Here is a 22,937-nt window from a genome sequence, read left to right as displayed (position 1 = left end):
TTCGCCAGTGGATCGTGTTGGCGGTTCACTGGCCACCCCTTTATGAGAAAAACGCCATTCCTTCATAAGGATGTTGCATACACGCATTAAGGCGGCTGGTTAAATCGCCGTCATGGATTTCCAGCTTATGCCCATCGGGATCCAGAAAGTAGAAAGACCGTCCTTCGCTCTTATTGATTTTCCACTCTGTGACCCCCAACGCTCTGAGGTTATCAACAAACACATCGAAATCGTCGTCTTGAATACTGAACGCGTAGTGGGTGTAATCGTCCTTACTGACAACGGTATCCGCCGAAAGACACAGCCACAAATTGCCCAGACCCAGGTAAGCGCCGTGGGCCCATTTGGCCTTAGGTGTAAACCCAAGTGTGTTGACATAAAAATCAAAACTTCTTGAAACATCACTGACGGCGAGGGTGAGGTGATTCAGCCCATTCAGCATGCTTGAGTCTCTTTAACAGGATGCAGGATTATCAAAACTAGCATAAGCGTACTGAATCATGCAGCGTAAGTGACTTGAAAGCATGAAAAATCAAGGGGGTATATGCGCCGGAATCCGTCTGGTTTGCAAGGCAAAACAAAAGACCATGTTAAATGCGCGTTTTCTCCCCCCTCGAAAGGGGGGAGAAAATAACGTCACAGAAACCGTTAAAATTGCCAGGAAAGGTTGGCATTAACGCGGTGATCCTGATGATTATCAGAAAGCAGACCACCGTAACTCACCGCCAGCGTCGCCTGTTTGCCCAGACTGACCTCAGCACCGGCTTTTACAATCGCGCCGTCGCGCGATACCGGAACACTGTTAACCACAAATGCGGCATTAGGGTCACTAAACATCAGTCTGGCATCGCGATTACGTTCGCCATACTGATGCTGCCAGCCCAGTTCTCCCTGTAATTTAACTGCGTCAATTTGGACATCTGTACGCAACCCTAACGTTGAAATGGTGGCATTCGTGCTTTGTTTTTCACCATGAAGCGCGGCTGCACCCCCTTTCTCACGAAGGCTGTCGCGCTGAAAATGGGTATACGCCAGATTCGCAAAGGGCTCGAGGTTCACGACTTCCGTCCTGATACGGTATCCCGTCTCAGCAAACAGTTGTGCGGTACGGGCATGATATCCGGCACGCAGGTAATCCGACTGCGCGCTATAACTGACACCACGCTCGGTGTCGATACTGTGCCACGTGTAGCCGCCGCCGAGTCGCAAGGACAGACTGCCTTCCTGTTTGCTCGCATAAATCCCCAGGTGGGTGTTATCGCTCGTCCCACTGGCATGATCCCCGCCATCAACCGTAGTACGGGTGTAACCGACTACGCCGCCAAGCTGAATATCATTCACCAGAGCAGAATCGACGCCCAGCAACACACCCCGGGTCGAAGATTGCCAGCCCGTTGCGTTATCGTCACCGGAAGCGCGTCCCCATCCGCCCAGCAGCTGTACCCACGCCCCACCCTCGTTCGCCTGGATATCCGTTGAACGACTGATGCCCTCACGCTGACGTAAACGTTCGTTCATCGACTCGCGAAGATAGCGGCTGTCATTGAGCAGTGCGGACGCCATATCTGCATGGATTTGCCCCGCCAGTTGACGATAAGCCTGTCTGGCTTCGTCTTCCGACGTACTAAGCAAAATACTTTCATACACCGGATTGCCAGCAGACAGTCTGTCCGCCGCCATCGCGACGGCCCGCTGATTGTCTGTCAGGGCAATATCGGCGAATGTCGTACCGTTGCGCCCCACATTCAGAAGCACCCGGTCAGGTTGATAATTGAGCGTGGTGCCAAGGAATAACCATCCAGGCTGTACGCGGTTAAATTGCCCATGAACGCCCTGTTCAGCCGTCAGAATAGTGAACTGTTTTCCCTGGAGACTGTGCACTTCACGCTGGGTGAGCAGGTTTCCTCGCCCTTCCGGTGAAACCGTGACATCACCGCCATCAAGGGTGGCGGTGCCTGCGCTTTGTATCAGGTCACTGCGCCCGTCTGCAGTAATTTCCACTGCATACTGTGCATCCGGCTGGAAGTTCACATCGCCCGCCACGTCTAATGTACCGACAGAATTGCCAGGCGCAACGGCGCCACCGGATTTCACAGTGAGTGCCCCGGTCTTACCGGAACCGCTCAGCAGGGCGCCCGTTTCTACCGTCACCGATGAATGACGATGATCGCCATTGACGATCAACTGACCTCCGGCAACCGTTGTGGTGCCGGAGAAACTGTTGTTTCCCGTCAGTTCGAGGGTGCCGGTTCCCTTCTTCACGAATGTCCCCTGCCCACCGATATCATTGTCCCAGGAATCGTAGGCGCTGACGCCCCCCTGCGCGGCATCCATTGTCACGGAAACATCCCCGTTAAACGCACCATAACCGTCCGCAGCCGCATAAAGGTTGATACGCGCCCAGCCGGAGCCATTATCCAGCGCATGTCCCGACTCAATCTCCGTTGTGGCAAGGACATCTCTGCGCTGCTCAGCGCTCAGATAAGGGAAGCGGGAGGCGATCAGGACCTCGGCCCCTTCAGGCACAACGGGAGCGAGGTCTGTCGCCCCCGTAGGTGACAAACCATAGGTCATGCGAAACAGATAGTCGGCTTTATTCTGCCTTTTCTGCTGTAACTGAGACGCTCTCTCTGCAGCCACACATTCTGCAATGCTGCTGCCACATCCCTGTTCCAGCAGATTGCGTAAATCCGTGCTGGCGCTTTGCATCAGAGACTGAAAATCGCCGGAGGTCGTCACTGGCGCGCCCAGCATAGACTGAATGTTCTGCTGCAGATAATCAGGATTATTGTTGAGGATTTGCGCAACCGCATAAGTGGTCATAATACGCGCGCCAATCACGTCCAGCGCATAGTGCGCGCCGAGGATAATACGACTGTTACCGTACTCAGACCCGCGCAGGATGAACTCCTGAAACCGTTCTGGCACCATCTCAGCCATCAACAAGGTGCTGGCAAAACCGAACGCAGAATGGCCGCTGGGAAATGCCGCATTGCCTTTCAGCGTCGGGATTATCGCCACGGCGGTATCGGTATCAACGCCAAAGTAATCGGGTGCGCTGAAGGTTTCGATTCGGTCAAGCGCAACCTGCACGGGGCGGGAATTACCGACCGTATTACGGTCCTCTTCCGACGGTTGATAGGCCAGGTCATAAACGTTATAGACACCGCCATCAGGCAACTGAATACCCGTTGCCGGCATCAACGGATTTCCGTTTGCGCTGCCGTTAGCATAAAAGTTTTTGGCAAAGCTGGAATCCGCCTGAATCAACGCGTTAACCTGCGACAGCAACTCGCCAAAATGGTCAGAGAAAACCGTGGCACTGTACGTTTGTGCATTCAGACTGTTATGCGCATTGAAAATAGCGCTCATTCTTGTGCCCAACGCATCGGCAATCAACATGCCGTTTGTCATGGAACCGACCAGTGCGGCAATGGTGTTATCCGATACCGCTCGGGCACGTTCAGCGTCGGTGGCGCGATTATTAATGGCTATTGATGTCTCGAGGTTTTCTCGAAGGACCGTTTGACCGGCGGGAGTGTTATTCAGTTGGCTGAAACCCGTGAGCAATTTTGTGGCTTCAGTGATTCTGTTTTCTGTTGCATGCGCGCTTCCCAGAGATAACGCAATCGCAACCGAGAGTGCTGTGATCCTTGTTGTCATAAACATTAACGAATTATCCTTAATAACCATGTTAATTAGGAGGTTATTAAGTAACAACGCGGTATGACATATTTATTAATCCGTCTTGCGTAAAATCTTAAAGTGAAATTTAGCGTGAATTTTTTTAAACAAAATGACGCCCGCAGGTCACGAAACCATCATCTTTCGGCCATTCTTTTGCAGTAATCCTCTTTCACACTGTCTGGCTTCAGAAACATTTCGACGAGCCCGCAGATGATGATGAAAAAGAACTGGCTTCCCTTGCTTATCCTGTCGCCTTCACTGCTTTTTTTACTGCTGTTTACCTGGTTCCCGCTGATTCGTTCCGTGTATGACAGCCTGTTTGATACACGCATGGCAACCGACGCCGCCCCCTACGTCGGCGCAGAGAATTTCATTCGTCTGTTTGAAGACAGCGTCTTCTGGCAGTCGCTGGTGAACAACCTGATTTACATCGCGCTGACGGTCATCCCCGGTGTGGCACTGGCTTTGCTGCTGGCCGTTGCGTTATGGGAAAACCACCGCGTCAACCGCTGGCTGCGCACCGCCTTTTTCTTCCCGATGATTATTCCCATGGTCAGCGCGGCGGCGATTTGGCTGTTCATTTTTATGCCGGGGATGGGGATGTTCGACTACTACCTGGCGAAGCTGTTCGGCCCCATGAATAACAACTGGCTGGGTCGCAGCAACAGCGCGCTGTACGCCCTGGCGCTGATTGGCGTATGGAAATTCGCCGGCTACTACATGTTGTTCTTTCTGGCAGGGTTACAGAGCATCCCGCTGTCGGCACGCGAAGCCGCGATGATGGAAGGCGCCACCCCGACACAGATATTTTTTAAGGTGACGCTCCCTCTGCTACGACCGACGCTGAGTTTCGTAATCACAACGGCGCTGATTTACGCCATTACGCAGATAGACCATGTCGCCGTCATGACCCGTGGTGGGCCGGATAATGCCACCAGCGTGCTGCTTTATTACATCCAGAATCTAGCCTGGGATACCCACGATCTGGGCAAAGCCTCCGCCGCCACGTTTCTGACGCTGGCAGGGCTGTTTGTCTTCTCCTTTTTTAACCTGAAACTACTGGAGCGAGGAGCGCATCATGAGCGTTGAGATCTCCCCCGCCATTCCCCGCACCCAACAGACTACGCGCCCCCTGTGGCTACGCCTGCGTCAGTCCAGGAAAATCACGCTGGGCGCGCTGATGACCTGCCTGGCGCTGCTGTGGGTTAGCCCGTTCCTGTGGATGCTGTCCTCGGCGTTTAGCGCCACGACCTTCGGGGAGGGAATGGCCTCCGTACTGCCGCGTTTCCCGCTAACGCTGGATAACTTTCGCGATGCCTGGGCCAGTGCAAACTGGTTCAGCCTGTACGCCAATACGCTGATCTTCGCGTTTGGCACCTTCGCCGTACAGTTGCTGACCATCACTACCGCCGGATACGTTTTCGCCTGCCACGAATTTCGCGGCAAGCAAACGCTCTTTCTGCTGTTTCTTGTTCAGTTGATGATCATGCCCGTCGTGATGATGGTGCCGAACATGATGACGTTGAAAGCCTTCGGGCTCCTTAACACGCTGACCGGCGTGATGATGCCCTATTTCACATCGGCATTCGGCGTGTTCCTGATGCGCCAGGCGTTCCTTGCCATTCCAAAAGAACTGGAGGAAGCGGCGTTGATGGAGGGCTGCCGATGGTGGCAGGTGCTTTACCGCGTGTTGCTTCCGATGTCATGGCCGTCAGTGCTGGCGTTCGCCACCGTCAGCATTACCTATCACTGGAACGAGTATTTATGGCCTCTCATGATGCTTAACGACCCTGACAAGCAGGTGCTGACCGTCGGCCTCGTCTCCTTTGCGATGGGGGCGGAATCGGGTGGCCAGTGGGGAACCATTGGCGCAGGAACGCTAATGGTTTGCCTGCCGCTGATGGTGGCCTTTATCGCCTTTCAGAAACAGTTTCTGAGAAGTTTCGGTTTTTCAGGTATTAAATAAGGAGTGATTTCATGCTGTTAGCCCATATTAGCGACACCCATTTCCGCAGTCGGGACCAGAAGCTCTACGGTTTTATCGATGTTAACGCCGGGAATGCCGACGTCGTTTCCCAGTTGAATGCGCTGCGTGAACGTCCGCATGCCGTTATCGTTAGCGGCGATATCGTTAACTGTGGTCGCCCGGAGGAGTATCGCGTTGCCCGCCAGATCCTCGGCGCGCTCCACTACCCGTTGCTGCTGATCCCGGGAAACCATGATGATAAGGCGCATTTTCTTGAATATCTGCACCCGCTGTGTCCGCAACTGGGCACCGACCCGCAAAATATGCGTTATGCCGTCGATGATTTCGCGACTCGCCTGCTGTTCATTGACTCCAGCCTTGCGGGGCATTCAAAAGGCTGGTTAACCGAAGAGACGCTCGAATGGCTGGAAGCCCAGCTAATCAGCGCTGGCGATAAGCCGACTGCCGTCTTTATGCACCACCCGCCGCTGCCGCTGGGAAATGCCCAGATGGATCCGATCGCCTGTGAGAATGGTCATCGTCTGCTGGCGCTGGTGGAACGCTTCCCGTCGCTTATCCGCATCTTCTGCGGTCATAACCATAATCTGACCATGACGCAGTATCGCCAGGCGACCATCGCCACGCTCCCCGCGACGGTGCATCAGGTGCCCTTCTGCCACGAAGACACGCGTCCTTATTACGACATGTCGCCACCGTCCTGCCTGATGCATCGTCAGGTGGGAGAACGCTGGGTGAGCTACCAACACTCGCTGGCGCACTACGCCGGGCCGTGGCTGTATGACGAAAATACCAGTTGCCCAACGGACGAGTACTCATCGCCATGTTAAGACTGAATAATGTCAGCAAAACCTTTGACGGCAAACCGGCGCTCAATTCGCTGTCTCTGGATATCGCCGAAGGGGAATTCGTGGTGCTGGTCGGCCCCTCCGGCTGCGGTAAAAGCACCCTGCTGCGTCTGCTTTCCGGACTGGAAAGCGTCAGCGAAGGCGACATCTGGCTGCAGGAAGAGAACATCACGTTTCTCTCACCTCGCGAACGCAACTTTGCGATGATTTTCCAGAACTATGCGCTGTTTCCACATCTGTCGGTGCGCGACAACATTACCTTCGGGATGAAAATTCGCAAAGAGGATAAAGCCAGTTGGCAACCTCGCCTGGAGCAGGTCTCCCGGATGCTGCAACTGGAGCCGCTGCTCGATCGCAAACCGGCCAAACTCTCTGGCGGCCAACGGCAACGCGTGGCGATGGCGCGTGCGATTGTGCGCAACCCGCGACTCTTTCTCATGGACGAACCGCTCTCCAACCTTGACGCGCGCCTGCGAAGCGAAGTTCGCGACAGCATTATGGCGCTGCATCAACAGCTTAAGACCAGCACTATCTACGTTACGCACGATCAGACCGAAGCCATGTCGATGGCTGACCGTATTGTCGTGATGAACGATGGTTACGTGCAGCAGGTCGGTCGCCCCGAACATCTCTACGCCAGCCCGGCAAACCTGTTCGTCGCCGGTTTCATCGGTTCACCCGCCATGAACCTCCTCCTTCTGCCTTGCCTGAACGGTCAGGTCCAACTCGGTGACCTCAGACATCCGCTGCCACCGCTGTCGCGTGACGAAACGCAGGTCTGGCTGGGAATACGCCCTGAACACATCACTGACCGACCGACCCACGAGCAGTACACCCTGCCTGCCACGGTAACGCAACGAGAACTGATGGGTGCAGATTACCTGCTCCACGTCAGCACGCCTGTCGGCACACTGCGCTACAGCCGTCGCCATCGCGGCACCGTCCCCGAAAAAGGCGACACGCTTACCCTCGGTTTTTCACCGTCGGATCTTCATCTTTTTCATGCTGAGAAACAGCACAACTTACTCCAGGAGATTGATCATGTTTAAGCCCCTGAATACGAGGTTGCAGGCGCTCACCCTTAGCTGCGCACTGGCCTTTAGCGGTTCTGCGTTGGCGAAAGAGAAAATCGATTTTATGTTTCCCGCGCCCGTCGACGGCAAACTGACCATGGAGATGACCCGGGTCATCAACGTATTCAATGAATCACAGCAGGATGTCGAAGTGCGGGGCATTTTTACCGGCAACTATGACACCACCAAGATCAAAGCCGAATCCGCGCAAAAGGCCGGGCAACCGCCCGCGCTGGTCATCATGTCCGCCAACTTCACCACAGACCTGGCGTTAAAAGATGAAATCCTGCCGATGGACGAGTTGTTCAGGTTTGGTAATCAAAAAGCGGGGCCATTTTTGCTTAACGAGTTCTGGCCCGCCATGCATAAGAACGCTCAGGTGATGGGTGTGACTTATGCGATTCCGTTCCATAACTCCACGCCAATTCTGTATTACAACAAAGCGTTGTTTGACCAGGCGGGTATCACGCAACCGCCGCAAACCTGGGCTGAACTGCAGGCTGACGCAAAAAAATTAACCGACGAAAGCAAAGGTCAGTGGGGGGTAATGTTGCCATCGACCAATGACGATTACGGCGGCTGGATCTTCTCTGCGCTGGTTCGAGCCAATGGCGGCAAATATTTTAACGAAGATTATCCCGGCGAAGTGTATTACAACGCCCCCTCCACCATCGGCGCCCTGCGTTTCTGGCAGGATTTGATCTATCAGGACAAGGTGATGCCATCGGGCGTACTGAACTCAAAACAGATCAGCGCCGCCTTCTTTTCGGGGAAAGTCGGGATGGCAATGCTGAGCACCGGTGCACTGGGCTTTATGCGTGAAAATACCAAAGACTTTGAGCTTGGCGTCGCCATGCTGCCGGCAAAAGAGCAACGCGCGGTGCCGATCGGCGGAGCCAGTCTGGTGAGTTTCAAAGGTATTTCAGACGCGCAGAAAAAAGCGGCGTATCAGTTTCTGAGCTGGCTGGTCAGCCCACAGGTGAACGGAGAATGGAGTCGCTTTACCGGCTACTTCTCGCCGCGTAAAGCCGCGTATGACACCCCCGAAATGAAGGCGTACATGCAGCAGGATCCCCGTGCGGCCATCGCCCTTGAGCAGTTGAAATATGCCCATCCCTGGTACTCCACCTATGAAACGGTCGCCGTACGTAAAGCGATGGAAAACCAGCTGGCAGCCGTAGTCAACGACCCAAAAGTGACGCCGGAAGCGGCGGTTAAGGCAGCCCAACAGGAAGCCGATACGCTGATGAAACCCTACGTAGACAAAAGCGCACTGGCGCAAGTGAAGTAGTTTTTACGCATCGCGTCATTGTGGACTGGCCGACATTATGTTGACTGATGTGCTCCACGGTCACATGTTCATACTCAACCCCCCTGCCATGCGGGAGCGTTGAGTATGGCTATCCCTTAAGAGCGAGCCACAGACGTGCGTGGTTCGTTTTTATTCATTGAGCTCGCGTTGGCAGTCATCCACTCGGCAAGAGAATCAAGTGTCGGGCGCAGTGATTTACCCAGCTCGGTTATTTGATACTCCACTCTCGGTGGAACTTCAGCAAACACTTTTCTGTTAACTAACCCACGCGCCTCGAACTGTCGCAACTGACGAGTCAGTTCTTTCTGAGTGATAGGCCTGACCGCCCGTTGTAACTCACTGAAGCGAACAGGTTCGCCTAATACAATCAAACGATAAAGGATGGGGATCGCCCACTTACCGGCTATCAGATTCACAAAACTGACCATCGGACATCCTGTGTCGCTCTCAGCTACCGTCGAAATATTCTGTGTCATAGGGTTCCCCGTTTCACTTCATTGCATCCCATAGGGTTCCTTAGTATCCATATGGTGCCTACTTCCCAAAGGATACTAAAGGATAAATACTGGCGCCACGAATAAAACATGGGGTGGGAAAATGGGCAGACTTGAGGGTAAATACGCACTGATTACCGGTGGTACGAGCGGGATTGGTTTAGAGACGGCACGTCAGTTTCTGGCAGAAGGGGCAAAGGTTGCCATCACAGGTCGTAGTGAAGAAAAACTACTGGAGGCCAAAAAAGAGTTAACTGATGTGGCTATTTTTCGCATTGAGGCAGGCGACATCCCTCAACAAGCGCAATTAGCCGCCGCGTTACAGGCGCTATGGCCGAAACTGGATATTTTATACATCAATGCAGGTGATGTGACGCATAAGCCACTCGAAGCCTGGGATGAGCAGGCTTACGATGCGCTGATGAATACCAATCTTAAGGGCCCATTCTTCCTGATCAAAGCCCTGCTTCCGATGCTTTCCAGTCCGTCCTCGGTCATTGTTTGTGGCTCAGTCAGCGCACGGATTGGTTTTCCGCAAAGTAGCGCTTACGCTGCAAGTAAAGCCGCAATACTCTCTCTGGCACGAACACTTTCCGCAGAGCTTCATCCGCGTGGGGTTCGTGTAAATGGCTTAAGTCCCGGCCCGACGGAAACGCCGGCATTGAACAAGGTTGGGGGCGGCGTGGACGAAGATAGGCTTCGGGAAGAAATTCGCGCTCTGGTCCCCATCGGACGTTTAGGAACTCCCTATGAACTGGCTAAGGCAGCCGTTTTCCTTGCGTCTGATGAATCGTCATTCGTCGTTGGTACTGAACTATTGGTCGATGGTGGCGTGGGTAATCTCTAGCTAAGTAATGTCGCAGTGGCCTGATTGAAGGGTTATCAGGCCACCCTACGCGAGGAGCAAAAAGCAGACGCTCAGGAAGAAGAAAAAGGATAGAGCTGATACACCGCCACCATCACTGAGACACTCAATATCACGCTGAGGATGAAGTAGGTTTTGAAGGGCTGCTTTTGTGTTTTATGCCGAAAGAGTTGTTGACCCACAATCGCACTCGGCCAGCCTCCCACGACACCAAACACCAGCAGAGTGGATTCCGGCACTCTGCGCCAGTCCTTACGCGCCGCCATTTTATCCACGCCATAAATCACCAGCGTCAGTACGTTGGCAAGCAGGAACCAGAGGATAACAGGATGTGAGGTAAAAATGCTGCCGATCGCCGAGAAGATCAGGAGCAAATAACAAAAGCGATTGAGATTCATAGTTTGTGGCACAGTCGTTTTAGGGGACATAGAGACTGCATTATAAGATTAAAAAATCTGCCGCAATGGCAGATTTTTTTAATTCATAATTAGAGATTGGCAACGTTATGATATACTTTTTGAACATCATCGTCATCTTCAAGGGCATCAACCAGTCCTTCAAAGATTTCTAAATCCTCTGGTGAAAGTTCAATTTCTGATTGAGCAATCATTTCTAATTCTGTTGTTGAGAATTCAGTAATCCCAGCGGCTTTTAACGCGGCAATGCCTTTGTGAAGGTCTGTCGATTCAGTATAAACAACGATGTTTCCTTCTTCTTCGGTGACATCACGAACATTAACTTCTGCATCAAGCAAAATTTCAAAAATATGGTCAGGGTCCGTTCCTTTAAATACAATCACGCCAGTATTGTCAAACATATAGCTGACAGCACCTGCCGCGCCAATATTCCCGCCTTTTTTATTGAAAATTGAGCGAACATTAGCAATCGTACGGTTAACATTTGACGTCAACGTTTCAGCGATAATCATTGAACCACTTGGTCCGAAGCCTTCATAACGCCCTTGAACGAACGTTTCATCTCCGCCACCTTTGGCTTTATCAATGGCTTTATCAATAACGTGTTTGGGAACTTGTGCTTGCTTCGCGCGTTCAATAACAAATTTTAAAGATGAGTTTAATTCTGGATCTGGTTCACCTTGTTTAGCCGCAGCGTAGATTTCCACACCGAATTTTGCATAGACTTTAGACGTTGCACCGTCTTTAGCCGTTTTTTTAGCAACAATGTTGGCCCATTTACGTCCCACTGGAATGGTCTCCTCGAAAATTTATTCACATTACTGGCAGGTTAATAACCTGCATATTTTTCTGCCATATTATATCATGATATGTAAATTCTCGTCTATGAGAAAGAGAAACATCCCGACCTTACGAAATGTTACTTTATTTTATCAATAGTTAACATTATGGATAAACTATTTCCTAATTTCTTTCTGGTTCTTTTTATTCTTAATAACTGAACCACAGCAATAATACATAAGACAAGAGAAACAAAAGTGATAATCCAGGCAAAAAGCGATTATTAACGTTGAGCAAAATCAAACATCAGTGATTTTCACTCACTGCCAAAAGGCTCCGGCGATAACTAAGCCTCGCGTTTTTCCGCCCATTTCAGCATTGCATCAAGGGCCGGGCACAGCGCCTGCCCCCACTCGGTCAGGCGATATTCCACTTTCGGCGGCACTTGAGGGTACACCATGCGTGATACGATGCCGTCAGCTTCCAGTTGTCGCAGTTGCTGCGCCAGCATCTTCTGTGAAATAGCGGGGATCAGTTTTTCAAAATCAGAATAGCGTTGTACTTTTCCATCGAACAGATGAAAAATAATGATTAATTTCCAGCGACCTTCCAACAGTCGCAGCACATGCTCCACACCGCTTGCGGCAGATTCTGGAGTATATAACTTACTCATAATTCAGTGGCTCACTTTTTAGTGCGTACTTGTTAATTTCACAGTCTATGTTGAAAATGCCCGGACTGTAAATAACAGGAGTCAAGAGCCATGTCATCATCCCTACCACATGCTATTGCAGACTATTTCTCGATCAGTAACGGTGCCGATATTGCCAACGTTAAGCACTGTTTTACTGCCGATGCTGTCGTGACGGACGAAGGTAAAACATACAAGGAACTCGCAGCTATTGAGGCATGGCAACGTGCCGCACAGGCCGCGTTTGACTACAGCGTTGAGCCGGTTCAGTTTATCACCGAAGGTAACCGGGTGACGGTCACCTCAAACGTCGTCGGTAATTTTCCTGGCAGCCCGGTCACGCTTAAACATGCCTTCAGCCTGGTCGGCGACAAGATCAACACACTGGAAATACTCTGATGTCGTTAGATCTTGATTTTCAGGGCAAACGCATACTGGTGACTGCCGGTACCAAAGGCGTCGGCAAAGCGGTCGTTGAGTTATTAAAGCAACTGGGTGCCAGAGTGTTAACCACCGCGCGTCATGCGCCCACAGAATGCCTCGCAGACGCCTTCGTCGCGGCGGACCTGACCACGATCAACGGATGTGCCGTCGTAGTGGACGCCGTTCAGATGCATCTGGGGGGTGTCGACGCCATCATCCATGTTGTTGGCGGTTCAACCTCCCCTGCGGGTGGCTTTGCCGCGCTGGGCGAAACAGAGTGGCAGCAGGAACTCAATCTGAATCTGTTACCCGCGGTACGCTTAGATCGAGCGCTGTTGCCTGGGATGCTGGCGCAGGGTAGCGGGGTTATCATTCACGTTACCTCTATCCAGCGTGAATTGCCGTTACCGGAATCCACCACCGCTTATGCAGCGGCCAAAGCGGCGCTGTCGGCGTACAGCAAAAGCCTGTCGAAAGAGGTATCACCGAAAGGGGTTCGTGTAGTGCGTGTTGCTCCCGGCTGGATCGAAACCGAAGCGTCAGTGGCGATGGCGCAGCGACTGGCGAAGCAGGCGGGAACGGATTACGAAGGCGGTAAGCAGATAATCATGAATGCTCTCGGTGGTATTCCTCTTGGTCGTCCGTCAAAGCCCATTGAGGTTGCGAGACTCATTTCCTTCCTTGCGTCATCTCATGCAGCCGCCATCACCGGCACCGAATATGTCATTGATGGTGGCACCATCCCGACGGTGTAATCATGTCTCTTAACCGGCTCACATTATGAGCTGATTAAGATCGCCAGAGGCAGAAAATAATTAATCGTAATGTCCCTTTGCAGAAAGCTGACATGAACGCTGAATGAAGGTCAGTTGTGAGCGAGGAGCGACCGTTGAATCTCTAGTAAAACTGACATGAAAACGTCCAGCCCCCCTCTGGTGACTTGTGAAAGTAGCCGATACCATTATCCGCCCACATCCAGTTTACTTTTTCTTCTGATCCCACCTGAAAGACAAAATCTTGAATCCCCGCACCATGTTGTATCTCCATCGGATATCCTCCGACCTTGGTTCCCCTGTATCGGTTAAAACCATCATAGAATCTATCACTTGCATCCTCATCATCGTTTACGTCAGACAGGTCAATAATATCCCAGGCATCCTCCCATCCCGGAGCATCATCATTGACACTCACCCAACGAACCGGAAATGCGCGATATTGAGTGTCAATTGCAGGCAATAACTCAAGCCCATCAAGGGTGGCATATTCTCGTATTAGCCACCCCTCACCATGAGGTTTATCAAATGGATGGCTTTCCATATTGTAATAAAGCACTAAGAGCGCGCCCCCCTTCAGTTGCTCAGGAATCACGGGAAGCTCATCTATACGAATCTGAAGCAGCGGAAACATGGGCTGCCCCTGCCAAACTGGCAACCCTTCACCTGGTAGAGAGACTCCTTTCAAAAACCAGGATGTAATGGGGTCTGCAATGGGGCGAAAACCACCGACTTGCGCCACAGATGCAGGACGTAATTTGGATCTGAGTTCTTCTAAAACTAACGCACTCTTGGGGTTCATAATTGCTGCCTTGCGTATGTAGATACTCTTGGACTCTGAGATAGAGACGTTTTTATTATATATCGTAATTATTACCCAACAGATCTACATATTTCTGCGTTTCCTCTTCAGAAGAGTAGCGGAGGTCCGCTCCTGACACGGAACGGACAGAAAGCAAGTTCCCAAGGTCCGCTATGAGCGAAAAGCGGACGTCAAAATGAGAGCGACAGGGAAGTTCTGCCACATTAAACATAAAATCCCTGTTGTGAACCCGATGCCTGATGTATGTATGATGTATTTTTTCCGTTATCACAGAGAGTGCGTAATGTCTTACAGTCTTGGGGTGTTAGCCGGTATGGGGCCTCGTTCCACCGCGCCTTTTATCGATATGTTGGTGGATGAGTGCCAAAAGCAATACGGGGCAAGATTCGATATCGACTATCCCAAAATGCATATTATTTCCTTGCCGACTCCTTTTTTCCCTGACCGGGTAGTTGACGATGCTGCAATGTCCGCGGCATTGCGCGATGGCATTAGCAATCTGGTAAAAGCCGGGGTCAATCTGATCGTGGTTCCCTGCAATGTGGCACACTGCTACTTTAATGAAATGCAGGAGGCTAGCGCTGGCATTCCTGTCCTGCACATTGCCGACTGCGCGCTTGAACGTCTGCCATCCGAAACGGAGAATATCGCCGTGATTGCTACTGAGGCTACGCTTGATGCGGGTTTTTATCAGCAGCGTCTACATCTAATGGGAAAGCGCTGTGTCTCTTCTGACCCATTGCGCGCTATCACTACACGCTTGATAGCGCTGATTAAGCAAAACGGATTTACCTATCCTGAAGTGATAACGCAGTGGCGAAACCTGATTTCTCTGGCGCAGGAAGCTGGCGCCCAGGCGCTGATTATTGCCTGTACGGACATCAGCCCCTTACTTGAAAGCCATCCTCAGCAGCATCTGTCGATTGTTGATACAGCATCAAGTTTGGCTGAAGTGGCCATTCGCAGTTTTGCGAAGACGAGGTCAGCTCAGTAGCTGCATTTACCATAACGTACTCCTTTGCCGCACCGCCGCAGGGGCCCTCAGCGCGATCCTGCGGTTCCAGCACCTTTCCCTGTCCGGCCCCTGAAAAACGCCCCTGATGATTTCGACGCGTCTGCATGGCTATGCAGTGAGATCTGTTCTGCAGGGATAAGTGCGTGCACATGTTGGAAACGTCCACTCCTGGCACAAAGCTGACTGCCATCCCTACTCAATTAATGAACCCATCTAATAAACCCTAGCTAATTACCCCATCTAATCGAATAAATCAGTTTGCGTTATGCTTTTTCTGACCAAAAGTTGAAGGACTATGTCATGCAAACGGTAAAACTGAACAACGGGATTGAAATGCCCCTGCTGGGTTTTGGTGTGTTCCAGATGACGGATGCCGCTGAATGCGAGAAAGCCGTTATTGATGCCATTGAAACGGGATATCGCCTGATCGATACCGCGGCGTCCTACCAGAATGAAACCCAGGTCGGGAACGCCCTGAAGCAAAGTGGTATCGCCCGCAACGAACTCTTTATCACCACCAAACTTTGGCTACAGGATACGAATTACGAAGGTGCCAAAGCACAGTTTGAACGTTCACTGAACCGACTTCAGTTGGACTATGTTGACCTGTACCTGATTCACCAGCCTTACGGTGATGTCCACGGTGCCTGGCGTGCCATGGAAGAACTGCAGCAGGCAGGCAAAATTCGCGCCATTGGCGTGAGCAACTTCCATCCGGACAGACTGGCCGATCTTATTGCCTTCAACCGCGTTGCCCCAGCGGTAAACCAGATTGAAGTTAACCCCTTCAACCAGCAACTGCACGCCGTGCCATGGATGCAAAGCCGTGGCATCCAACCGGAAGCGTGGGCGCCGTTTGCTGAAGGAAAAAATGGGCTGTTCCAGCATCCTGAATTAGCTGCGATAGGCCTGAAGTACGGAAAAAGTGTGGGTCAGGTTGTCCTGCGGTGGATCTTCCAGCGAGGCATCATTTCGCTGGCGAAATCAGTGCGAAAAGCACGCATGGAAGAGAACATCAACATTCTCGATTTTGAACTCAGTTCTGAAGACATGCTGCAGATTACCGCGCTTGATACTGCCACCAGCGCATTCTTTTCTCATCGCGATCCGGCGAGAGTGGAGTGGCTCGCTGGCCGCAAACTCGACGTTTAAGCCGCAATAAAAGAGGTATTCACACAATGCAAAAACGTTATCTGGGGAAATCCGGGCTTGAAGTGTCAGCCCTTGGACTCGGTTGTATGGGCTTAAGCCACGGCTACGGCCCGGCGACAGATACCCGCCAGGCGATTGAACTCATACGGGCAGCGGTTGAACGTGGCGTCACGTTCTTCGACACCGCCGAAGTGTATGGCCCGTTTTTGAATGAAGAGGTTGTCGGCGAAGCGCTAAAACCCTTTCGCGACCGCGTGGTCATCGCCACAAAATTTGGCTTTACCTTTGGCGATGACAACAAACAGCAGATTTTAAATAGCCGTCCCGAGCATATCCGCGTGGCCGTTGAAGGATCGTTACGCCGCCTTAAAACCGACGTCATTGACCTGCTTTATCAACACCGTGTCGATCCGGACGTGCCCATTGAAGATGTTGCGGGTACCGTAAAAGACCTGATAGCTGAAGGCAAAGTTAAACATTTCGGTCTTTCCGAAGCGGGTGTGCAGACTATTCGTCGTGCGCATGCGGTACAACCTGTCAGCGCCCTGCAAAGCGAATACTCGATGTGGTGGCGCGAGCCTGAGCAGGCGATCCTGCCGCTGCTGGAGGAACTGGGTATTGGTTTCGTTCCCTTCAGCCCGTTAGGCAAAGGCTTCCTGACGGGATCGATTAAGCCAGGAACCACTTTTGGGAAGGATGATTACCGCAGTACCGTGCCGCGTTTCGCCGAGCAGGCGATTGAAGCCAATGAAAAGCTGGTCTCATTGCTGGGTGAACTGGCGGCAGAGAAAGGTGTGACGTCTGCGCAAATCGCGTTGGCATGGCTGCTGGCGCAAAAGCCGTGGATTGTTCCTATTCCCGGGACCACCAAATTGCACCGGCTCGAGGAAAACCTGGGCGCCGCTGACATTATTCTCTCTCAGGATGATTTGCTTCAGGTCACACAGGCGCTTGAAACGATAAAAATCGTTGGTGAGCGTTATTCGCCTGAGCATCAGGCTCGTGTAGGTCGTTAAGACCCGGGCTTGCGATATTCATAATATCAACAGCCAAAAAAACAAAGGGGCTACCTTTCGGTAACCCCTTGTTTAATCTGGCGGAAGCGCAGAGATTCGAACTCTGGAACCCTTTCGGGTCGCCGGTTTTCAAGACCGGTGCCTTCAACCGCTCGGCCACACTTCCGGAATGAGGCGCACTATAAACATCCCAATGCGCCGTGTAAAGCCCGAATGTGTTCGTTTGCCTGAAAAACAGTCAAAATGCTGTTAATAGCCTGAAATAACAACAGATTGACCATTTATTCAGCACAACACTCACGCTTTATCAGCCATTCGCCATAATCCACGATGAAACCTGATTTAGATCAAATGAGTAAAGATGGGTAAAAGCGCTGTGTGCGCGCCTGTGTTTTCATTATGCTCCATCATTAATTACATCTGTCATAAGAGAGTGACTCATGGATCGTATTGTTAGTTCATCACATGACCGTACATCGCTACTCAGCACGCACAAAGTGCTGCGCAATACCTATTTTCTACTGAGCCTGACGCTGGCGTTTTCGGCGATCACCGCTACCGCCAGCACCGTGCTGATGCTGCCTTCTCCGGGTCTGATTCTGACGCTGGTGGGGATGTACGGGCTGATGTTCCTGACCTATAAAACGGCGAACAAGCCAACCGGTATTATTTCCGCGTTTGCCTTCACCGGCTTCCTCGGTTACATCCTCGGGCCGATTCTGAACGCTTACCTGTCCGCAGGGATGGGCGACGTGATCGGTATGGCGCTGGGCGGTACCGCGCTGGTGTTCTTCTGCTGCTCTGCCTACGTGCTGACTACCCGTAAAGACATGTCCTTCCTCGGCGGTATGCTGATGGCCGGTATCGTGGTGGTACTGATTGGCATGGTAGCGAACATCTTCCTGCAACTGCCAGCGCTGCATCTGGCTATCAGCGCGGTGTTTATCCTTATTTCTTCAGGCGCAATCCTGTTTGAAACCAGCAACATCATCCGTGGCGGTGAGACTAACTACATCCGCGCAACGGTTAGCCTCTACGTTTCGCTGTACAACATCTTTATCAGCCTGCTCAGCATTCTGGGCTTCGCCAGCCGCGATTAACGGCAACAACGCATGACACCCGGCCCCGCTTATGCGGGGCTTTGTTTTTTGGTAAACTGCCGCCAGGTTGTCTAACGCAGTGAAGAATTATGTTGATCTTTGAAGGTAAAGAAATCGCTACCGACTCCGACGGTTATCTGAAAGAGAGTGCGCAGTGGAGCGAACCGATGGCGGTAGTCATTGCTGAAAACGAGGGAATCACCCTCTCCCCGGAACATTGGGAAGTGGTGCGTTTTGTTCGTGACTTCTATCTGGAGTTTAATACCTCGCCTGCGATTCGCATGCTGGTCAAGGCGATGGCGAATAAGTTTGGCGAGGAGAAAGGCAACAGCCGTTATCTGTATCGCCTGTTCCCGAAAGGTCCGGCGAAACAGGCCACCAAAATTGCTGGCCTGCCAAAACCGGTGAAGTGTATTTAATAGCGAATACTAAAACCGGTGAATTCCTCACGAGGACGGTGCGGCTCACTCAGCACTCTGTCTACCCGGGCTGAACTCGGGCCGCCGTCTTTGAGCCACTTCAGTAATGTATCGACCTGCTCCGCTTCGCCGCTGGCGACAACCTCTACGCTGCCATCATCCCTGTTCCTCGCATAGCCGGTTAAACTCAGTCGCCGCGCCTCATGCTGCGTGGTATAGCGAAATCCCACGCCCTGAACTCGGCCGTAAACCCACGCGATAATGCAGACTCTCGCCATGGCTGTTCTCCTTCTTATCGAAAACGATGAGCGTAACCTCACATGGTTATGTGAATAACATTAACGTACCTGTTTCGGCAAGCATCCGTAATATTGGCTAAATCTCGCCGTAAATCGCGAGCCTGAAAGATAGCCGCAGCGCACTGCGACCTCTCCTATTGGTAACGTCGTCGACTGCAATTGAGACAACGCATAAGACATACGGACCTCTTCAACAATCTGTCGGTAGCTCTGCGATTCTTGCTGGAGTCGTCTGCGCAACGTAGAGGTTCCCACGGCTAAACGCTGGGCAATATCCTGTGCTCTCCAAAGCTTAGCAGGTGCCAACATAATGAGTTGGCGCACCTGTTCTGTTAGCGTGTAACCGCGCTCGATAAGAAGTGGACCGATTGCCCCTTCATGCAACAGTGCAAGTAATAGTCCCATTGCCTGATGTGCCTGCAACTCAACCGGCAATTCCTGACGCACAGCGGAAAGTAAATTCGTCCACATAAACGCCAGACTGGAGTTCATCGGCGTACATAAAGAGGTCAGCGTGGCGGGCGGAAAATCCTTAACATAGGTTTTTTTAAATGCGGAAATCATGTCTGGCGAAAGCAACAGGAGATCTGAACGAAAGCCGCCCTGCCCGGGTTGATTAATAATCTCCAGCGACGTGTTTGCCGGAATGATGATTAACTCGCCCGGTTTTGCAACAAGGCGATTCCCCTCTTGCATAATGACTTTACTGCCCTGTGTGATATGGCAGATTGCAGCCGAGAAAAGCTTAACACGATGCAAGCGATGACGTTGGCTGGAACGCACCTCTGCTGTCGTTAGAACATTATGTTGAAAATGAACGTCCTGCACCGTGTTATCCTCTGTTTATCTTCCGTACGTGGCAGTCAATTCCGCTTTGGCGATGACATGACTGTTAAGCATAAATCCCACCAGCGCACCGCTCGCATTGTGGTCGATGGGTAAGGCATCGGTATTGAGTGCCCATAGGGTGAACTGATAACGGTGCGGCTTATCCCCGACGGGTGGGCAGGCGCCACCAAACCCAGCATAACCAAAATCATTACGCCCCTGAACAATCCCCGCCGCCACGGTTTCCATTTTCACACCCGATGGGAGAGCATGAATACTTGCCGGAATATTCACGACCGTCCAGTGCCACCACCCACTTCCCGTAGGCGCATCAGGATCAAACACAGTGATGGCGTAGCTTTTGGTTCCCTCAGGCGCATTTTGCCAGTGCAGCTGCGGGGAGATATTTCCGCCTTCACAGCCAAATCCATTAAAGGTCTGTTTTTGCGTTAACACGAGATTCTCGGGAATATCTGTACTGCCAAGGCTGAACGCCGAAGAGGCAGATGTACCAAAACTGAGCGTCGCCAGCACAGTCGCCGTCAGACAAGATGACATTTTCATTGTATTTCCTTATTCAGATTAGAAAATGACAATCTATCAGGCGCGCCCCCGGGAAATTGTGCCTCTCCGCTTTCAGTTTGTGCCGAAATGCTCACCGTCTGCGCTAATGATTGCATCCCACATCTGTGCTACCCTACGCGCCATTTTGTTTTAACGGTATCAGGCTGGAATAGACACCCGGCTCGCATCACTGTTTGTGTGAGGTTGCTCGTATGACTGAATCTTCATTTCCTCAATATCCCCGCCTTGTGTTAGCCAAAGGGCGCGAAAAATCGTTACTTCGTCGCCATCCGTGGGTCTTTTCCGGTGCCGTTGCCCGCATGGAAGGTAAAGCCAACCTCGGTGAAACCATCGACATCGTTGACCATCAGGGTAAATGGATAGCCCGTGGCGCCTTTTCCCCGGCGTCACAAATCCGCGCACGCGTCTGGACCTTCGACAAATCCGAGTCTGTCGATATCGCCTTCTTCACCCGTCGTCTGCAACAGGCGCAGCAATGGCGCGACTGGCTGGCGAAAAAAGATGGGCTGGACAGCTACCGTCTGATAGCCGGAGAGTCCGACGGCTTGCCGGGCGTGACCATCGATCGCTTTGGTCATTTCCTGGTGCTGCAACTGCTCAGCGCCGGGGCGGAATACCAGCGTGCTGCGTTGATTAGCGCGCTGCAAACGCTCTACCCGGAATGTGCGATTTACGATCGTAGCGATGTCGCGGTGCGTAAAAAAGAGGGGATGGCGCTGACGCAGGGCCCGGTTACCGGTGAGCTTCCCCCTGCACTGCTGCCAATCGAAGAACACGGTATGAAGCTGCTGGTCGATATTCAGGGCGGTCACAAAACCGGCTATTACCTCGATCAGCGCGACAGTCGTCTGGCAACGCGCCGCTATGTCGACAATCAACGGGTGCTCAACTGTTTCTCCTACACCGGGGGTTTTGCCGTTTCCGCGCTGATGGGCGGTTGCCGCCAGGTGATCAGCGTCGATACTTCCCAGGAAGCGCTGGATATTGCGAAACAGAACGTCGAACTGAACAAACTCGATCTCAGCAAAGCTGAATTTGTCCGTGACGACGTCTTCAAACTGTTACGGACCTATCGCGACCACGGCGAGAAATTTGATGTCATCGTGATGGATCCGCCGAAGTTTGTCGAAAACAAAAGCCAGTTGATGGGGGCGTGCCGGGGTTACAAGGATATCAACATGCTGGCTATCCAGTTGCTGAATCCGGGCGGCGTGCTGCTGACGTTCTCCTGCTCCGGTCTGATGACGACAGATTTATTTCAGAAAATCATCGCCGATGCCGCAATTGATGCGGGTCGTGATGTACAATTTATAGAGCAGTTCCGTCAGGCCGCCGATCATCCTGTGATCGCTACCTACCCGGAAGGGCTGTATCTCAAAGGGTTTGCCTGTCGCGTCATGTAACTTGAAAAGTGGAATTTTACCCTCATATCGAAGGTAATGATTTCCCGGGAGGTGACTATGATTGCCAGCAAATTCGGTATCGGCCAGCAGGTCCGCCATTCCCTGTTAGGATATCTCGGAGTGGTCGTGGATATCGACCCGGTCTATTCGCTTGCGGAACCGTCACCTGATGAGTTGGCGGTCAACGACGAGCTTCGCGCCGCTCCGTGGTATCACGTGGTGATGGAAGATGATGATGGTCGTCCGGTACATACCTATCTTGCCGAAGCGCAGCTAAGCAGCGAAACGCAGGACGAACATCCTGAACAGCCCTCGATGGATGAGCTTGCTCAGACCATTCGCAAACAGTTGCAGGCGCCTCGCCTACGTAACTGATTCTGATTAAAGCCCGATGGCGCATTGCTATCGGGCCTGTTAACTTACTTCGTCAACCCCAGCCGTGGGATCTCAATTGCCGGGCAGCGATCCATCACCACCATCAGACCCGCTTCGCGCGCCAGCACCGCCGCCTGCTCATTGATCACGCCCAGTTGCATCCACAGCGTTTTCGCGCCAATCGCAATCGCCTCCTGAGCAACACCCCATGCCGCTTCTGAATTGCGGAACACATCGACCATGTCCACTTTTTCCGGCACATCCGCCAGCGTCGCATATCCCTGCTGGCCCAGCAGCGTTTTCCCGGCGACCTTCGGAGAAACCGGAATCACGTGATAGCCCTGATCGAGCAAATACTTCATCACACGGTAACTTGGGCGATCGGGTTTATCGCTTGCGCCAACCAGGGCAATGGTACGGGTCGAGGTCAAAATGCCAGCAATGTCGGTCTCTTTCATCATCATTCTCCAGGCTGTTTTGCAAAGTGTACGACAATCCTGACAACCCAACCATGCGTCCCACCCGTAAGTATGAGAGCAAAACGCCAAAATATGTCTATATGTTAGTAAACATGAT

The 22,937-nt window shown here is 52.1% G+C and carries 26 protein-coding genes and 1 tRNA gene; 15 read left to right on the top strand and 12 right to left on the bottom strand.

Annotated elements, in window-relative coordinates; genetic code table 11:
• Positions 1-40: 40 nt before the first annotated feature.
• Both fos and F384_RS27825 read right to left on the bottom strand, forming a co-directional pair.
• Entirely contained in the window at positions 41-442 is a 402-nt protein-coding gene (gene fos, locus F384_RS04735) for a fosfomycin resistance glutathione transferase (protein WP_046478795.1), read from the bottom strand.
• A gap of 206 nt (positions 443-648) precedes the next feature.
• A complete protein-coding gene (locus tag F384_RS27825) occupies positions 649-3,669 on the bottom strand; it encodes an autotransporter outer membrane beta-barrel domain-containing protein (RefSeq protein ID WP_052746880.1) in 3,021 nt (1,006 codons plus the stop codon).
• Between the two features lie 234 nt (positions 3,670-3,903).
• Here F384_RS27825 and F384_RS04725 point away from each other — a divergent pair, with 234 nt between their 5' ends.
• The 5 genes from F384_RS04725 to F384_RS04705 are packed head-to-tail and all read left to right on the top strand — an operon-like array spanning position 3,904 to position 8,883.
• Positions 3,904-4,776 carry a carbohydrate ABC transporter permease gene (locus tag F384_RS04725; RefSeq protein WP_046497730.1) on the top strand — a complete coding sequence of 291 codons (873 nt, stop codon included), beginning with the start codon at positions 3,904-3,906 and terminating at the stop codon, positions 4,774-4,776.
• Positions 4,766-5,653 (top strand): carbohydrate ABC transporter permease, encoded by an 888-nt coding sequence (locus F384_RS04720; protein ID WP_046478793.1) that lies wholly within the window; start codon positions 4,766-4,768, stop codon positions 5,651-5,653. Before F384_RS04725 ends, F384_RS04720 begins: the two co-directional genes overlap by 11 nt.
• 11 nt (positions 5,654-5,664) lie before the next feature.
• A complete protein-coding gene (locus F384_RS04715; RefSeq protein ID WP_046478792.1) occupies positions 5,665-6,501 on the top strand; it encodes a phosphodiesterase in 837 nt (278 codons plus the stop codon).
• A complete protein-coding gene (locus tag F384_RS04710; RefSeq protein WP_046478790.1) occupies positions 6,495-7,568 on the top strand; it encodes an ABC transporter ATP-binding protein in 1,074 nt (357 codons plus the stop codon). The genes F384_RS04715 and F384_RS04710 overlap by 7 nt, the downstream gene beginning before the upstream one ends.
• Entirely contained in the window at positions 7,561-8,883 is a 1,323-nt protein-coding gene (locus F384_RS04705; protein ID WP_046478789.1) for an ABC transporter substrate-binding protein, read from the top strand. Before F384_RS04710 ends, F384_RS04705 begins: the two co-directional genes overlap by 8 nt.
• Positions 8,884-8,999: 116 nt before the next feature.
• On the opposite strand, the gene F384_RS04700 is transcribed toward F384_RS04705, so the two are convergent.
• Positions 9,000-9,380: a winged helix-turn-helix transcriptional regulator gene (locus F384_RS04700; RefSeq protein WP_080949871.1), complete on the bottom strand. Its 381-nt coding sequence runs from the start codon at positions 9,378-9,380 to the stop codon at positions 9,000-9,002.
• Between the two features lie 121 nt (positions 9,381-9,501).
• On the opposite strand from F384_RS04700, the gene F384_RS04695 reads away from it, so the two are divergent.
• On the top strand, positions 9,502-10,245 hold the full coding sequence (locus tag F384_RS04695; RefSeq protein ID WP_046478786.1) for an SDR family oxidoreductase: 744 nt from the start codon (positions 9,502-9,504) through the stop codon (positions 10,243-10,245).
• A gap of 71 nt (positions 10,246-10,316) precedes the next feature.
• Here F384_RS04695 and F384_RS04690 read toward each other — a convergent pair whose 3' ends face one another.
• From F384_RS04690 to F384_RS04680, 3 genes are all read right to left on the bottom strand, one after another.
• A complete protein-coding gene (locus F384_RS04690) occupies positions 10,317-10,661 on the bottom strand; it encodes a DUF1294 domain-containing protein (protein ID WP_046478785.1) in 345 nt (114 codons plus the stop codon).
• Positions 10,662-10,750: 89 nt separating this feature from the next.
• On the bottom strand, positions 10,751-11,467 hold the full coding sequence (locus F384_RS04685) for a YebC/PmpR family DNA-binding transcriptional regulator (protein WP_046478781.1): 717 nt from the start codon (positions 11,465-11,467) through the stop codon (positions 10,751-10,753).
• Positions 11,468-11,805: 338 nt separating this feature from the next.
• A complete protein-coding gene (locus tag F384_RS04680) occupies positions 11,806-12,132 on the bottom strand; it encodes a winged helix-turn-helix transcriptional regulator (RefSeq protein WP_046478779.1) in 327 nt (108 codons plus the stop codon).
• 90 nt (positions 12,133-12,222) lie between these two features.
• Here F384_RS04680 and F384_RS04675 point away from each other — a divergent pair, with 90 nt between their 5' ends.
• Both F384_RS04675 and F384_RS04670 read left to right on the top strand, forming a co-directional pair.
• The gene (locus F384_RS04675; protein ID WP_046478777.1) at positions 12,223-12,549 is read left to right on the top strand and encodes a nuclear transport factor 2 family protein; all 327 of its coding nucleotides are present in this window, start codon (positions 12,223-12,225) and stop codon (positions 12,547-12,549) included.
• Positions 12,549-13,328 carry an SDR family oxidoreductase gene (locus tag F384_RS04670; RefSeq protein WP_046478776.1) on the top strand — a complete coding sequence of 260 codons (780 nt, stop codon included), beginning with the start codon at positions 12,549-12,551 and terminating at the stop codon, positions 13,326-13,328. Before F384_RS04675 ends, F384_RS04670 begins: the two co-directional genes overlap by 1 nt.
• 142 nt (positions 13,329-13,470) lie before the next feature.
• Here the strand turns inward: F384_RS04670 and F384_RS04665 are convergent, their stop codons facing one another.
• Positions 13,471-14,148: a DUF1963 domain-containing protein gene (locus tag F384_RS04665; protein WP_046478773.1), complete on the bottom strand. Its 678-nt coding sequence runs from the start codon at positions 14,146-14,148 to the stop codon at positions 13,471-13,473.
• A 304-nt stretch (positions 14,149-14,452) separates the two neighbouring features.
• Between F384_RS04665 and F384_RS04660 the strand changes: the two genes are divergently transcribed.
• The 3 genes from F384_RS04660 to F384_RS04650 all read left to right on the top strand — a co-directional run bounded on the left by F384_RS04660 (position 14,453) and on the right by F384_RS04650 (position 17,352).
• Entirely contained in the window at positions 14,453-15,163 is a 711-nt protein-coding gene (locus tag F384_RS04660; protein ID WP_046478772.1) for an aspartate/glutamate racemase family protein, read from the top strand.
• Between the two features lie 321 nt (positions 15,164-15,484).
• On the top strand, positions 15,485-16,336 hold the full coding sequence (locus F384_RS04655; RefSeq protein WP_046478770.1) for an aldo/keto reductase: 852 nt from the start codon (positions 15,485-15,487) through the stop codon (positions 16,334-16,336).
• Positions 16,337-16,362: 26 nt separating this feature from the next.
• Entirely contained in the window at positions 16,363-17,352 is a 990-nt protein-coding gene (locus F384_RS04650; protein ID WP_046478769.1) for an aldo/keto reductase, read from the top strand.
• 78 nt (positions 17,353-17,430) lie between these two features.
• On the opposite strand, the gene F384_RS04645 is transcribed toward F384_RS04650, so the two are convergent.
• Positions 17,431-17,518: transfer RNA gene (locus F384_RS04645), tRNA-Ser, on the bottom strand.
• A gap of 274 nt (positions 17,519-17,792) precedes the next feature.
• Between F384_RS04645 and yccA the strand changes: the two genes are divergently transcribed.
• Together yccA and tusE are read left to right on the top strand one after the other, a co-directional pair.
• Entirely contained in the window at positions 17,793-18,452 is a 660-nt protein-coding gene (yccA, locus tag F384_RS04640; RefSeq protein WP_046478767.1) for an FtsH protease modulator YccA, read from the top strand.
• A gap of 89 nt (positions 18,453-18,541) precedes the next feature.
• On the top strand, positions 18,542-18,871 hold the full coding sequence (gene tusE, locus F384_RS04635; RefSeq protein ID WP_046478766.1) for a sulfurtransferase TusE: 330 nt from the start codon (positions 18,542-18,544) through the stop codon (positions 18,869-18,871).
• Here tusE and yccX read toward each other — a convergent pair.
• The 3 genes from yccX to F384_RS04620 are packed head-to-tail and all read right to left on the bottom strand — an operon-like array spanning position 18,868 to position 20,562.
• Positions 18,868-19,149, bottom strand: coding sequence for an acylphosphatase (gene yccX / locus F384_RS04630; protein WP_046478763.1), 282 nt, complete (start codon positions 19,147-19,149; stop codon positions 18,868-18,870). The genes tusE and yccX overlap by 4 nt on opposite strands.
• A gap of 60 nt (positions 19,150-19,209) precedes the next feature.
• Positions 19,210-19,998, bottom strand: coding sequence for a helix-turn-helix transcriptional regulator (locus tag F384_RS04625; protein ID WP_046478761.1), 789 nt, complete (start codon positions 19,996-19,998; stop codon positions 19,210-19,212).
• A gap of 15 nt (positions 19,999-20,013) precedes the next feature.
• On the bottom strand, positions 20,014-20,562 hold the full coding sequence (locus tag F384_RS04620) for a YbhB/YbcL family Raf kinase inhibitor-like protein (RefSeq protein WP_046478759.1): 549 nt from the start codon (positions 20,560-20,562) through the stop codon (positions 20,014-20,016).
• Between the two features lie 212 nt (positions 20,563-20,774).
• On the opposite strand from F384_RS04620, the gene rlmI reads away from it, so the two are divergent.
• Positions 20,775-21,986: a 23S rRNA (cytosine(1962)-C(5))-methyltransferase RlmI gene (gene rlmI, locus F384_RS04615; RefSeq protein WP_046478757.1), complete on the top strand. Its 1,212-nt coding sequence runs from the start codon at positions 20,775-20,777 to the stop codon at positions 21,984-21,986.
• A 57-nt stretch (positions 21,987-22,043) separates the two neighbouring features.
• A complete protein-coding gene (gene hspQ, locus F384_RS04610) occupies positions 22,044-22,361 on the top strand; it encodes a heat shock protein HspQ (RefSeq protein ID WP_042319966.1) in 318 nt (105 codons plus the stop codon).
• A 44-nt stretch (positions 22,362-22,405) separates the two neighbouring features.
• On the opposite strand, the gene F384_RS04605 is transcribed toward hspQ, so the two are convergent.
• Positions 22,406-22,819, bottom strand: a complete 414-nt coding sequence (locus F384_RS04605; protein ID WP_043001151.1) for a CoA-binding protein — start codon at positions 22,817-22,819, stop codon at positions 22,406-22,408.
• Positions 22,820-22,937: the final 118 nt, after the last annotated feature.

It is taken from the genome of Citrobacter amalonaticus Y19 (genome assembly GCF_000981805.1).
In the GTDB taxonomy this organism is placed as follows: Bacteria; Pseudomonadota; Gammaproteobacteria; order Enterobacterales; family Enterobacteriaceae; genus Citrobacter_A; species Citrobacter_A amalonaticus_C.
The sequence above is the reverse complement of the archived record's forward strand: the minus strand, read 5'-3'. Positions and strand labels throughout refer to the sequence as shown.